Genomic DNA, 13,342 nt, shown 5'->3' with positions numbered 1-13,342 from the left:
GTCCGTGCAGGCCCCCATGACTTAAAGGTCGCCCATGACCCGCCCGGCAAACCCGAACACCCGGCGATGCCCGGCCAGATCCACCAGTTCCACCTCGCGGCTCTGGCCTGGTTCGAAGCGCACCGCGGTGCCGGCCGGGATGTTCAGGCGCATGCCTCGGCTGGCGGCGCGGTCGAAGGTCAGGGCGTCGTTGGTCTCGAAAAAGTGATAATGCGAGCCGACCTGGATCGGCCGGTCGCCGCTGTTGGCGACGTTCAGCGTGAGCGTGCGGCGGCCGACGTTGAGTTCGATGTCGCCAGGCCGGACCTGGTATTGCCCTGGAATCATTGCGGTTGCCCCAAAGTCTTGTAGTAAATGGCGGTCGGTGTGTAGGTCCCGTCCGGGCTCTGGCAGTAGTCCGGCAGTTCGCCGACGCGGATGTAGCCCATGGCGCGGTAGAACGCCTCGGCCTCGGAACCGGCCTCGGTATCGAGGTACAGCAGGCCACGCTTGTGCTGACGGGCGCCGAGCTCCAGGGCGCTCATCAATTGCTGGCCCAGGCCCCGGCGGCGGGCCTCGCCGCGGACCAGCAGCTTCTGCACTTCGGCGCGATTGAGGCCGTTGGGCTTCTGGCACAGGGCAAGCTGGACGCTGGCCTGCACCTGTTCATCCTTGACCACCACCCACAGCAGCAGGTGGCCCTGGTTGAGGCTGGCCTGGACCTCATCGAAATAGGCGCGGGCCTGAACGGCATCGAGATCGGCCATGAACCCCACGCTGGCGCCGTACCCAACGGCGTCGAGCAACAGATCGATCAGGCCTTGACGATAGTGCGCAAAGCTTTCGGTGTGGACTCGACGCAACTGGGCAGCGTTCATTGGTTTTTCACTCCTTGTTGACGGCAGGCGCCGGGGCACCGGGGTTGAGGATCAATTGCATGAAAGTCAGGTCGAGCCAGCGCCCGAACTTGATGCCCACCTGGGGCATCTGCCCGGTGACGGTAAAACCGGCCCGCTCGTGCAGGCGAATCGAGGCCGCGTTGCCGCTTTCGATGGCCGCGACCATGACGTGTTTGCCGCAGGTCCTGGCACGTTCGATCAGCGCCGCCATCAACCTTGGGCCCAGGCCATTGCCGCGCTGGTCGTTGCGCACGTACACCGAATGTTCCACGGTGTGTCGATAACCGTCGAAAGGCCGCCAGTCGCCGAATGAAGCGTAGCCGAGCACGTTTTGCTCGCCATCGACGATCACCAGCACCGGATAGCCCTGGGACTGGCGAGCGCTGAGCCAGGCTTGGCGATTGCCCAAGTCCACGAGCTGTTCATTCCAGATGGCGGTGGTGTTCAGCACCGCATCGTTGTAGATCTCGCGGATTGCCGGCAGGTCTGTGGGCAGCGCGTTACGAATGGCGTAGGTCATGACGCGCCTCAGGCGATAGGTTGATGGACGGTGACCAGTTTGGTGCCGTCGGGAAACGTCGCCTCGACCTGGATCTCCGGGATCATTTCCGGGATGCCTTCCATCACCTGCTCGCGGCTGAGCAATGTGGTGCCGTAGTGCATCAGCTCGGCGACGGTCTGGCCGTCACGGGCGCCTTCGAGCAGGGCCGCGGAAATATAGGCCATGGCCTCCGGGTAGTTGAGCTTCAAGCCGCGGGCCAACCGTCGTTCGGCGACGAGGCCGGCGGTGAAGATCAGCAGCTTGTCTTTTTCGCGTGGGGTCAGGTCCATGTGCAATCCATAAGGGCAGATAGAAAAATTTTGCGGTAAACACATTCCCCTGTGGGAGCGGGCCTGTGGGAACAACACCCGTGAGAGCAGAGCCTGTGGGAGCAAAGCTTGCTCGCGATTGCCGCGACTCGGTTGGTCAGAAGGACCGCGTTATCGTTCATCGCGAGCAAGCTTTGCTCCCACAGAAAGTCATTGCTTCCACACCATTGCTCCCACAGAAAAGCAGATTCAGGTACTCCAGATCCTGGGTGGCATGGCCTCTCTTCCCAGCAATGCAGGCCTGAGCAAACGCCACAATGCAATCAGCCACCCCCGCGCCAGCAACGCTTCGCTCGCCAGACAGCGGGCCACGACCAGGCCGGGCAATTGGGTCAGGTCGCCACGTACGTCATGGCCCAGGGAACGGCATTGTTCCAGCAGCTCGCTGTCGATTTCGCCGGTCACCAACAACGTGGCGAACACCGGATCGCCGCCCAACCCGATGGGCGAGTCGAGCAATCCATCGCCGCCCACAATGCGCTGGCGTTCATGCCACAGCAACTGGCCGTCGCGGCGAATGTCCAGGCGCGACTGAAAATGCCCCAGGTCGAACCGCTCGCCGCTGGCCGGGCGGCCGAGGGCAACCATGTCCCAGTAGAACAGGCGCCCGTCGCCCAGCAGGTCGATGCTGGTGCTCAGTTCGGCCTGGGCCGCGCTGAAGACGATGGTTTCCTGGGGCAGCCATTCCAGGGTCGCGCCGGCGGCCACGCTCAGGGTCAACTGCTGGTACGCCGGGCCGGCGGCGCGATACCACTTGGCCGCGCCGGGGCTGGTCAACTGCGCCCAGGCGCCCGGGCCGACATGGGCTGAAATGTCCAGCCGGTCACCGCCGGCTATCCCGCCGGGCGGATGGACAATGATGTGCTGGCACACGCCGGGGCCTTCGGCGTACAAGTGCTTCTGCACCCGCAGCGGGCCTTTATGGCGACGCTGTACCGGGCGCGTGCAATCGCCGAATCGGGCGTAACCCAGTTCCAGCTCGGCATGCCAGCTGGGGGTGAAGAGGGCCGAAGGTGTCAATGAAGAGACAGGTAGATTCATGATTTCTGATTATCGTCAGGACGCTACAGACTAGATCGTAACCAGCCCGCGCACACCCTCGGCTTCCATGTTTTCTCCGCGGCCCTGCTGCACGATCTCGCCCCGGGACATCACCAGGTACTGATCGGCCAGCTCGGCGGCGAAGTCGTAGAACTGCTCCACCAGCAAAATCGCCATGTCGCCCCGGGCCGCCAGTTTCTTGATCACCACGCCGATCTCCTTGATCACCGAGGGCTGGATGCCTTCGGTGGGTTCGTCGAGGATCAGCAGGCGTGGACGGCTGGCCAGGGCCCGGCCAATGGCGAGCTGCTGTTGCTGGCCGCCGGACAGGTCACCGCCCCGGCGCTGTTTCATTTGCAGCAGCACCGGGAACAATTCGTAGATGAAGGCCGGCACCTCCTTGGCTTCGGAGCCGGGAAACCGCGACAGGCCCATCAGCAGGTTTTCTTCCACCGTCAGCCGCCCGAAAATCTCCCGGCCCTGAGGCACGTAGGCGATGCCGGCATGCACCCGTTGGTGTGGCTTGAACGTAGTGATGGCTTTGCCTTCCCAATTCACCGCGCCTTCCTTGGCCGGCAACAGGCCCATCAGGCATTTGAGCAGGGTGGTCTTGCCCACGCCGTTGCGCCCCAACAGGCAGGTCACCTCGCCGACCTTGGCGTCGAAAGACAGGCCGCGCAGGATGTGGCTACCGCCGTAGTACTGGTGCAATTTGTCGACTTGCAGCATCTTCCAGATTCTCCTCAAGTCCCTTGTGGGAGCGAGCTTGCTCGCGATAGCGGTGGGTCAGTCAGCAATGATGGTGAGTGTTCAATGGCTATCGCGAGCAAGCTCGCTCCCACATAAAAGCCAGCTTCGGTCGCCTCAACGACCGAGATACACCTCGATCACCCGCTCATTTTCCTGCACCTGTTCCAGCGACCCTTCGGCCAGCACGCTGCCCTGGTGCAACACTGTCACGTGGTCGGCGATGCTGCCGACGAAGCCCATGTCGTGCTCCACCACCATCAGCGAATGCTTGCCCGCCAAGGATTTGAACAGCTCGGCGGTGAACTCGGTCTCGGCGTCGGTCATGCCCGCCACCGGCTCGTCGAGCAGCAGCAATTGCGGGTCTTGCACCAGCAGCATGCCGATCTCCAGGAACTGCTTCTGCCCGTGGGACAGCAACCCGGCGGCACGGTTGACCGAGGTGGTGAGGCGGATGGTCTCGAGCACGTCGCTGATGCGATCGTGCTGCTCGCCAGTGAGTTTGGCCCGCAGGCTGGCCCACACCGACTTGTCGGTCTTGAGCGCCAGTTCCAGGTTCTCGAACACGCTCAATGCTTCGAACACCGTGGGCTTCTGGAATTTGCGACCGATGCCGGCCTGGGCGATCGCCACTTCGCTCATGCGGGTCAGGTCCAGGGTTTCGCCGAACCAGGCCTTGCCATGGCTGGGGCGGGTCTTGCCGGTAATCACGTCCATCAGCGTGGTCTTGCCGGCGCCGTTGGGCCCGATGATGCAGCGCAATTCGCCGACGCCGATGTACAGGTTCAAAGCGTTCAAGGCCTTGAAGCCGTCGAAACTGACGCTAATGTCTTCCAGGGTCAGGATGGTGCCGTGGCGTGTGTTCAGGCCCACGCCAGCTGCTTGGCCGAGGCCGATGGCGTCGCGGCTGCTGCCGGCGTCCTGGCTGGGTTGCGGCGGAAAGAAAGCGGGTTCGAGCATGAATTCGGCACTCGCTGTCACTCTCATTGTTCACCTCTTTTCTTCAGCAGACCGATCACACCCTTGGGCAGATACAGCGTCACGACGATGAACAGCGCGCCGAGGAAGAACAGCCAGTACTCCGGGAAGGCCACGGTGAACCAGCTCTTCATGCCATTGACCACGCCGGCGCCCAGCAACGGCCCGATCAGCGTGCCGCGCCCGCCGAGGGCGACCCACACGGCAGCCTCGATGGAGTTGGTCGGCGACATTTCGCTGGGGTTGATGATGCCCACCTGCGGCACGTACAAGGCCCCGGCCAGGCCGCACAACACCGCGCTCAACACCCAGACGAACAGCTTGAAGCCACGGGGATCGTAGCCGCAGAACATCAGGCGGTTTTCCGCGTCACGCAGGGCGGTCAATACCCGGCCGAACTTGCTGCGCGCCAGGCGCCAGCCGATGAACAGGCTCGCCACCAGCAACAGCACCGTGGCCAAAAACAGCACCGCCCGGGTGCCCGGCTCAGTGATACCAAAGCCCAGGATCGAACGGAAATTGGTGAAGCCGTTGTTGCCGCCAAACCCGGTTTCGTTGCGGAAAAACAACAGCATCCCGGCGAAGGTCAGGGCCTGGGTCATGATCGAGAAATACACACCCTTGATCCGCGAGCGGAAGGCGAAGAAACCGAACACCAGCGCCAGCAAACCCGGCGCCAGCACCACCAGGCACATGGCCCAGAGGAAACTGTCGGTGCCGGCCCAGTACCAGGGCAACTCGGTCCACGACAAGAAGGTCATGAACGCCGGCAAGCCATCGCCGGCGGCCTGGCGCATCAGGTACATGCCCATGGCGTAGCCGCCCAGGGCGAAGAACAGGCCATGGCCCAGGGAGAGCAGGCCGGCGTAGCCCCAGACCAGGTCCAGCGCCAGGGCGACGATGGCGTAGCAGAGAATCTTGCCCACCAGGGTCAGGGTATACGCTGAGACTTGCAGCGGATTGTCCGCCGCCAGCAGCGACAGTAGCGGCAGGCTCAACAGCACGGCCAGGATCACCGCGCCGACGGCGAGGGTAACTTTGGGACCGGCCTTTTGCGTGGCCGTGAGCATCAGGGGCTGGTTCATCAGTCGATTACCCGTCCTTTGAGCGCGAAGAGGCCTTGCGGACGCTTCTGGATGAACAGAATGATCAACGCCAGGATGAGGATCTTGCCGAGCACCGCGCCGATCTGCGGTTCGAGGATCTTGTTGGCGATGCCCAAGCCGAACGCGGCGAACACGCTACCGGCCAACTGGCCGACGCCGCCGAGCACCACCACCAGGAACGAGTCGATGATGTAGCTCTGGCCCAGGTCCGGGCCGACGTTGCCGATCTGGCTCAGGGCCACGCCACCCAACCCGGCGATGCCGGAGCCGAGGCCGAAGGCGAGCATGTCCACCCGCCCGGTGGGCACGCCACAGCAGGCGGCCATGTTGCGGTTTTGGGTCACCGCGCGCACGTTCAGGCCCAGGCGCGTCTTGTTCAGCAACAGCCAGGTCAGCACCACCACGAACAGCGCGAAGGCGATGATCACGATGCGGTTGTACGGCAGCACCAGGTTCGGCAACACCTGGATCCCGCCTGAGAGCCAGGCCGGGTTGGCGACTTCGACGTTCTGCGCACCGAACACCAGGCGCACCAGTTGGATCAACATCAGGCTGATGCCCCAGGTGGCGAGCAGCGTTTCCAACGGGCGCCCGTAGAGGTGGCGAATCACCGTGCGCTCCAGGGCCATGCCGATGGCGGCGGTAATGAAAAATGCCACCGGCAGGGCGATCAGCGGGTAGAACTCGATGGCGTTCGGGGCGAAGCGCTGGAACAGCAACTGCACCACGTAGGTGGAATAAGCGCCCAACATGAGCATCTCGCCGTGGGCCATGTTGATCACCCCCAGCAGGCCGAAGGTGATTGCCAGGCCGAGGGCGGCGAGCAGCAGGATCGAGCCCAGGGACATGCCGCTGAAGGCCTGGCCCAGCAACTCGCCCACCAGGAGTTTGCGCTTGACCTGGCTGAGGCTGGTTTCAGCGGCGGTGCGCACGGCGGCATCGGTTTCGACGCCGGGTTCAAGCAGACCTTCCAGGCGTGTGCGGGCCAGCGGATCGCCGGTTTCCCCCAGCAGCCGGACGGCGGCCAGACGTACGTTCGGGTTGGCGTCCACCAGTTGCAGGTTCGCCAGGGCCAGGCTCAGGGCGGCGTGTACATCTTCGTCCTGCTCGCCGGCCAATTGTCGATCGAGAAACGCCAGTTGTGCCGGGCGGGCACTTTTTTGCAATTGCTGCGCGGCAACCAAACGTACGCGAGCATCGACGGCGAGCAGTTGATGGCTGGCCAGTGCGGTTTCAATCAGCCCGCGCAGGCGGTTGTTCAGGCGCAGGATCTTGGGCTGGCCGTCGACGGTCAACTGGCCCTGTTGCAGGGCATTGATCAGTTCGACACGCTCAGGCTCCGGCTGCGCGGCCCAGGTTTCCAGGAGCTTGGCCTGCTGGGTCGGGTTGGCGGCGACGAAGTCTTCGGCGTCGTCGGCGTGGGCTCCCAGTGGCAACAGCAGCACCAGGGCGAGGATGAGGCGGTAAAGGGCGGTGGGCATAGAGAGTCGCCTTGCGCGGACAATGTGGGAGCGAGCTTGCTCGCGATGGCGGTGGGTCAGTCACGCATTGTTGAATGTGAGTCCGCTATCGCGAGCAAGCTCGCTCCCACAGGGGTTTGTGTCGGACCCAAGCGTCATGCTCGGGCCGACACCCATGGGCTCAGTTGCTCTTCACCGCATAGTCAGGCTTCTTGTCGTTGCCGGCGATGAACGGGCTCCAAGGCTGGGCGCGGATCGGGCCTTCGGTCTGCCAGACCACGTTGAACTGACCGTCGGCCTGGATCTCGCCGATCATCACTGGCTTGTGCAGGTGATGGTTGGTCTTGTCCATGGTCAGGGTGTAGCCCGACGGTGCGGCGAAGGTCTGGCCGGCCAGGGCTTCGCGGACTTTGTCGACGTCGGTGGACTTGGCTTTTTCCACCGCTTGCGCCCACATGTGGATGCCGACGTAGGTGGCTTCCATCGGGTCGTTGGTCACGGCTTTGTCGGCGCCTGGCAGGTTCTTGGCCTTGGCGTAGGCTTTCCAGGACTCGACGAATTTCTTGTTAGCCGGGTTATCCACCGATTCGAAGTAGTTCCACGCCGCCAGGTTGCCTACCAGTGGCTTGGTGTCGATGCCGCGCAGTTCTTCCTCGCCCACCGAGAAGGCCACGACCGGTACGTCGGTAGCCTTCAGGCCCTGGTTCGCCAGTTCTTTATAGAACGGCACGTTGGAGTCGCCGTTGACCGTGGAGATGACCGCGGTCTTGCCGCCGGCCGAGAACTTCTTGATGTTGGCCACGATGGTCTGGTAGTCGCTGTGGCCGAACGGGGTGTAGACCTCTTCGATGTCCTTGTCCGCCACCCCTTTGGAGTGCAGGAACGAGCGCAAAATCTTGTTGGTGGTGCGCGGGTAGACGTAGTCGGTGCCCAGCAGGAAGTAGCGCTTGGCGCTGCCGCCTTCTTCGCTCATCAGGTATTCCACCGCCGGAATCGCCTGCTGATTCGGCGCGGCGCCGGTGTAGAACACGTTCGGCGACATCTCTTCGCCTTCGTATTGCACCGGGTAGAACAGCAGCCCATTGAGTTCTTCGAACACCGGCAACACCGATTTACGCGACACCGACGTCCAGCAGCCGAACACCACCGCGACCTTGTCCTGGGTCAGCAACTGGCGACCCTTTTCGGCGAACAGCGGCCAGTTCGACGCCGGGTCCACGACCACCGCTTCAAGCTTCTTGCCGTTCACACCCCCCTTGGCGTTGATCTCATCAATGGTCATCAGCGCCATGTCCTTGAGGGACGTCTCGGAGATCGCCATGGTGCCGGACAGCGAATGCAGGATGCCGACCTTGATGGTCTCGGCGGCCTGTACGGTCCAGGCCATGCCCATCGCGGCAATGCTTGCCGAGAGTGTAAAAGCCTTGATCAAGCTACGACGCTTCATGGTGCGATCTCCGTGGTCTTTTGAGTTTTTTTCGAGGGCAGATGCAAACGCTGAAAGCGCTTTTGCAAGGGGTGTGCCCGGTCGGCAAAAGGCATTGGAAATGCGGGGTTGGTGTGGGATGCCCGCGAGCTAATGCACCATGAATGAACGCATTGCGGGGACTGGTGCGAGGAGGTGCGCCACATTAGGGCGAGAGGGTTGCAAGTCCCCTGTGGGAGCGAGCTTGCTCGCGATGGCGGTGTGTCAGTCACTTCTGATCTGATTGATCTGCCGCTATCGCGAGCAAGCTCGCTCCCACAGGTTGTTTGGCAAGTCAGGTAGCGCTCAGCGGCGGCGCATCAGGCCGATGAAGAACAACCCGCCGATGGCGGCGGTAGCGACACCGATGGGCAAGTCCTCGGGGGCGATCAGCGTCCGCGCCGCCACATCCACCCACACCAGGAACAGGCTGCCCAGCAGCACGCAGGCCGGCAACAACCGACGATGCTCGGCGCCCACCAGACGCCGGGCAATGTGCGGCACCATCAGCCCGACAAAACCAATCGAACCGCTGATGGACACCAGCACGCCGGTCATCAGCGAGGCGATCAAGAAGATCCACAGCCGCACCTTCGTCGCGTTCAGGCCCAGGGTCACGGCGGTCTGCTCGCCGGCCATCAGCGCGTTCAACGGTCGGGCCATGCCCAGCAGCAACACCAGTCCCAGCACCACACTGGCGGCCGGCACGGCCAGCAGTTCCCAGCGGGCCAGGCCCAGGCCACCGAGCATCCAGAACATGACTGCCGAACTGGCGCGATGATCACCGAGGAACAACAGCAGATTGGCCGCCGCCATCATCACGAAGGACACCGCCACGCCGCACAGCAGCAGCCGATCACTTTCCAGGCGGCCCTGGCGGGCAGCGATGGTCAGCACCAGCAGCATGCTCAGCAGTGCGCCGATGAACGCCGCCAGCGGCAGGGTCAGCAGGCCGATGATCTCACCGACATGCAACACCACGATCACCGCTCCCAAGGTCGCGCCGGAGGTGACGCCCAGCAAGTGCGGATCGGCCAGGGGGTTGCGCGTGACCGCTTGCAGCACCGCGCCGATCAACGCCAGCCCCGCGCCGACCAAGGCACCGAGCAACAGTCGCGGAACACGGATCAGCCAGACGATATGTTCCTGGCCGGGCGTCCAATGGACCTCGCCCGCACCGAAGGCCTTGTTCAGCAGGATGTCCCAGACCACGGTCACCGGCACCCGCGCCGGCCCGAAGCCCAGGGACACCACGCACGACACCAGCAGCAGTGCGCCGAGGAGCATCAGCAGGGCGCCATAGCGACGACCGTTCATTGGCCGCGAAAACCCTGGGCCAGGGTTTGCACCGCCAGCACGTTATCGATGCCAGGCGTGGCCTGCACGTAGGGAATCACAATGAAGCGCCGTTGCTGGATCGCCTCCACCGATTGCAGGGCCGGGTTGTTCAACAAAAATTGCTGTTTCTGCTCGGCGCTGACTTCGCCGTAGTCGACGATCACGATGACCTGCGGGTTGCGCTCGACCACGTTCTCCCAGTTCACCCGGGTCCAACTGGTTTCCACGTCATCGAGGATATTGCGCCCACCGGCCGCGTCAATCAGGGCCTGGGGCATGCCCAGGCGCCCGGAGGTCATGGCGCGGTCTTCGCCGCTGTCGTACAGGAACACGCGCGGTTGCTGGGTGGGCAGGTGTTTGCGCACTTCGGCCACCTGGGCCTGCATCGTGGCGATCAGCGCGTTGGCGCGATCCTGCACGTCGAAGATCTTCCCGAGGTTGCGCAGGTCGTTGTAGGTGTCCTCCAGCGAGGCCGCTGGACGCTTCATCACGAACGCGCAGGATTCGGTCAGTTCGTAGACATTGATGCCCAGCGGTTGCAGGGTCTGCGGGGTCAGGTCGCCACCCACCCGCATGCCGTAGTCCCAACCGGCGAAGAAGAAATCGACGTTGGCATTGAGCAGGGTTTCCACCGACGGGTACTTGGCCGCCAGTTCCGGCAGGCCATCAAGGATCTTCGCCATCTGGGGCGTCACCGATTTCCAGCCACTGATGCCGCTGTAGCCGACCATGCGCGGCTTGAGGCCCAGGGCGAGCATCATCTGGGTCATGTTGATGTCATGGCTGACAGCGTGCCGAGGTGCCTCGTTGAACACCACCTGGCGGTTGCAGCTTTGTATCGTCAATGGGTAGCGCGTGGCCTCGGCCAGGGCGTGAGTACTGCCCAGCAGCAGGGCAAGCGATAGCAGGGAACGCAAGGTCATGGTTGGGTTATCCAGGTGATTCGTGGGTAGCCGGACAGCGGGTGTTCATCCACCAGGGCGTCGATGCCGAACACCTCGCGCAACAGCTCGACGGTGAGAACGTCCTTGGGGGTGCCGCTGGCGACGATGCGTCCGTGTTCGATCACGTACAGGCGATCACAGAACGCGGCAGCCAGGTTCAGGTCATGGAGGCTGGCGAGGGTGCCGATGCCCAGGCCCTTGATCAGTTGCAGCAACTGCAATTGATAGTGGGGGTCGAGGTGATTGGTCGGTTCGTCGAGGATCAACAACTGCGGTTGCTGGGCCAGTGCCCGGGCGAGGATCACCCGTTGCTTCTCACCCCCCGAGAGGGTGGCGAATGCATGGTCGCCAAAGCCGGCAAGCCCGGCCGATTCCAGTGCCTGGAGCACCCGCCGGCGGTCGTCATGATTGTCGCCGTCGAACAGACCTTTATGGGGCATGCGGCCCATGGCGACCACTTCCTCCACCGTCAGGCCGAAGGCGTCGGGAAACTCTTGCAGGACCACGGCGATGCGTTGGGCGCACCAGCGCGAGGACTGCTTCCAGACGTTGTGATGCTCGAGTTTTACCTCGCCCTGTTCCGGCCGGCTGAAGCGATAGGCGCAGCGCAACAGGCTGGTCTTGCCGCTGCCGTTGGGCCCGATCAACCCGACAAACTCTCCGGCCGCCACCTGCAACGTCACGTCACGCAGCTGGAACTGGTGATGACAGTGGCCATGGCCCAGGGGCGTCCAGGCGAGGTGGGAGAGGGTTAGCGAGGTCATGAAACTACTCAAGTCGTTGGGGGCGCGCACATCCCCTGTGGGAGCGAGCTTGCTCGCGATAGCGCTGGTTCAGCTTGCATCTTTGTTGAAGTGGTGCCGCCATCGCGAGCAAGCTCGCTCCCACAAGGGAGGGTGTCTATAGCTTGGAAAGCGGGCGCGATTGTAGAGCTTTCGCGCCGCCTTCCGTTAACGCACTGGCTTCAGTTTGAAGATGAGGCAATCTCAGGCTGGCGATTGAGCCGGGTGACGAGCCGGTCCAGCCACCACACCACCACCAGTGAAGCCCCCACCAACGGAAACACCAGCGCCAGGGCCAGCATGATGAACACCCCGGTCTTCCAGGTCGGCAGGTCGTGACGCAGCGGCGGTACGCCGAACTTGCCCTGGGGCCGGCGCTTCCACCAGATCACCAGGCCACTCACGGCGCTGAGCAGGATCATCAGGCAAATCAGCAGCACGATGATCTGGTTCAGCGGGCCGAACATCTTGCCTTCGTGCAGCATCACGCCGGTTTCGGTGGCACGGGCAACGACGCCGTAGTGCTCCCAGCGCACATCGGCCAGGACCTTGCCGGAGTACTGGTCCACGTGCAGCGTGGCGTCGTTGCGCGGGTCGTCGGCAAACACGGCGACGGTGAACACGCCGCTGGCCGTGGTCGGCAGGGTGATGCTGTAGCCGGGCGTGACCTGGCGTTCAGTGGCGATGTCCTGCACCGCTTGCAGGCTGACCGTCGGGGCGGCGGGGCCTTCATGCATGCCGCCGTGGCCCATGTGCTCGGCATGGTCGCCGGACATCGGCATCGGGGTGTTTTCCACAGCCCATGGCACGGTCTGGCGGTGGGCGTTGTTGAGGCTGCCGGCCTCGACGTCGGACTTGGGCACGTCATTCCACATCGCTGCCGGGAAGCGGTTCCAGAGGTCTGCGTATTGCTTGCCCCAGAAGCCGGTCCAGGTCATGCCGCTGAGCAGCATCACCAGCAGCAATGCCGCGCCCCAGAAACCGACGACCACGTGCAGGTCGCGCCAGAACAGCCGCCCGCGCGCGCTCCAGCGCGGCCACAGCACGCCGGCCGACGATTGCCCGCGCGGCCACCACAGGTACAGTCCGGAGACCACCAGCACCACGCCCCAGCCGGCGGCCATTTCCACCAGCCGGTCACCGACGGTGCCGATCAGCAGTTCGCCGTGGATGGCCCGGGCCATGGCTTGCAGGTTGTTCTTCGCATCCTGCTCGCCGAGGACATCACCGTGGTATGGGTCGATGAACACATTCAGTTCCCGACCCTTGTCGATCACCACGAATTGCGCACTGCGCTCGGCATTGACCGGAGGCAAGTACTGTTTGACCTGAGCTTCGGGGTAAGCCTGGCGAACCTGCTTGAGCAGGTCGTCCGCCGCCAGGGTGTGATGGCCGGCGGGCACGTTCAACAGGCTGCCGTACATCAACGGGTCGAGTTGCGGTTTGAACAGGTAAATGATCCCGGTCAGGGCCAACATCACCATGAACGGCGCCACGAACAGCCCGGCATAAAAATGCCAGCGCCAGGCCAGGTTGTAGAAATTGGGTTTCGGTTGGCTCATTGCAAAGCGCTCCGCAGGGCAAATGGGGTTGTTATGTTTTTCGGTTGCGGGGCAACCGATCGCGGGCAAGCCTTGCTCCCACAGTATTTGTCATTGCGGTGGGGCAAGTTGTGCTCCCCAGCAATGGAATACCTGTGGGACAAGTTGTGTTCCCTCAGCAATGGAATACCT

14 protein-coding genes are annotated in these 13,342 nt (G+C 63.4%); all 14 read right to left on the bottom strand.

Going from position 1 to position 13,342, the window contains the following annotated elements:
* Positions 1-21 precede the first annotated feature (21 nt).
* A complete protein-coding gene (locus tag KI237_RS26600; protein WP_212797727.1) occupies positions 22-327 on the bottom strand; it encodes an urease subunit beta in 306 nt (101 codons plus the stop codon).
* Positions 324-857 (bottom strand): GNAT family N-acetyltransferase, encoded by a 534-nt coding sequence (locus KI237_RS26595; RefSeq protein WP_212797726.1) that lies wholly within the window; start codon positions 855-857, stop codon positions 324-326. Before KI237_RS26595 ends, KI237_RS26600 begins: the two co-directional genes overlap by 4 nt.
* A 7-nt stretch (positions 858-864) precedes the next feature.
* On the bottom strand, positions 865-1,398 hold the full coding sequence (locus KI237_RS26590) for a GNAT family N-acetyltransferase (protein ID WP_212797725.1): 534 nt from the start codon (positions 1,396-1,398) through the stop codon (positions 865-867).
* An 8-nt stretch (positions 1,399-1,406) separates the two neighbouring features.
* Complete coding sequence (ureA, locus tag KI237_RS26585) at positions 1,407-1,709, bottom strand: urease subunit gamma (protein ID WP_003197350.1); 303 nt, start codon at positions 1,707-1,709, stop codon at positions 1,407-1,409.
* A gap of 228 nt (positions 1,710-1,937) precedes the next feature.
* Positions 1,938-2,789, bottom strand: a complete 852-nt coding sequence (locus KI237_RS26580; protein WP_212797724.1) for an urease accessory protein UreD — start codon at positions 2,787-2,789, stop codon at positions 1,938-1,940.
* Positions 2,790-2,819: 30 nt separating this feature from the next.
* A complete protein-coding gene (gene urtE / locus KI237_RS26575; protein WP_018611889.1) occupies positions 2,820-3,518 on the bottom strand; it encodes an urea ABC transporter ATP-binding subunit UrtE in 699 nt (232 codons plus the stop codon).
* 135 nt (positions 3,519-3,653) lie between these two features.
* Positions 3,654-4,523 carry an urea ABC transporter ATP-binding protein UrtD gene (gene urtD / locus KI237_RS26570; RefSeq protein WP_212797723.1) on the bottom strand — a complete coding sequence of 290 codons (870 nt, stop codon included), beginning with the start codon at positions 4,521-4,523 and terminating at the stop codon, positions 3,654-3,656.
* Positions 4,520-5,599, bottom strand: coding sequence for an urea ABC transporter permease subunit UrtC (gene urtC / locus KI237_RS26565; RefSeq protein ID WP_212797722.1), 1,080 nt, complete (start codon positions 5,597-5,599; stop codon positions 4,520-4,522). The genes urtD and urtC overlap by 4 nt, the downstream gene beginning before the upstream one ends.
* Positions 5,599-7,101 carry an urea ABC transporter permease subunit UrtB gene (urtB, locus tag KI237_RS26560; RefSeq protein WP_212797721.1) on the bottom strand — a complete coding sequence of 501 codons (1,503 nt, stop codon included), beginning with the start codon at positions 7,099-7,101 and terminating at the stop codon, positions 5,599-5,601. Before urtB ends, urtC begins: the two co-directional genes overlap by 1 nt.
* A 160-nt stretch (positions 7,102-7,261) precedes the next feature.
* Complete coding sequence (gene urtA / locus KI237_RS26555; RefSeq protein WP_063323138.1) at positions 7,262-8,527, bottom strand: urea ABC transporter substrate-binding protein; 1,266 nt, start codon at positions 8,525-8,527, stop codon at positions 7,262-7,264.
* 324 nt (positions 8,528-8,851) lie between these two features.
* Positions 8,852-9,862 carry a FecCD family ABC transporter permease gene (locus KI237_RS26550; RefSeq protein ID WP_212797720.1) on the bottom strand — a complete coding sequence of 337 codons (1,011 nt, stop codon included), beginning with the start codon at positions 9,860-9,862 and terminating at the stop codon, positions 8,852-8,854.
* Positions 9,859-10,806, bottom strand: coding sequence for an ABC transporter substrate-binding protein (locus KI237_RS26545; RefSeq protein WP_212797719.1), 948 nt, complete (start codon positions 10,804-10,806; stop codon positions 9,859-9,861). The genes KI237_RS26550 and KI237_RS26545 overlap by 4 nt, the downstream gene beginning before the upstream one ends.
* Positions 10,803-11,591, bottom strand: coding sequence for an ABC transporter ATP-binding protein (locus KI237_RS26540; protein ID WP_212797718.1), 789 nt, complete (start codon positions 11,589-11,591; stop codon positions 10,803-10,805). The genes KI237_RS26545 and KI237_RS26540 overlap by 4 nt, the downstream gene beginning before the upstream one ends.
* Before the next feature lie 200 nt (positions 11,592-11,791).
* Positions 11,792-13,171 (bottom strand): PepSY-associated TM helix domain-containing protein, encoded by a 1,380-nt coding sequence (locus tag KI237_RS26535; RefSeq protein ID WP_212797717.1) that lies wholly within the window; start codon positions 13,169-13,171, stop codon positions 11,792-11,794.
* Positions 13,172-13,342 lie beyond the last annotated feature (171 nt).

Source organism: Pseudomonas sp. St316 (assembly GCF_018325905.1).
Classification (GTDB): domain Bacteria; phylum Pseudomonadota; class Gammaproteobacteria; order Pseudomonadales; family Pseudomonadaceae; genus Aquipseudomonas.
The sequence above is the reverse complement of the archived record's forward strand: the minus strand, read 5'-3'. Positions and strand labels throughout refer to the sequence as shown.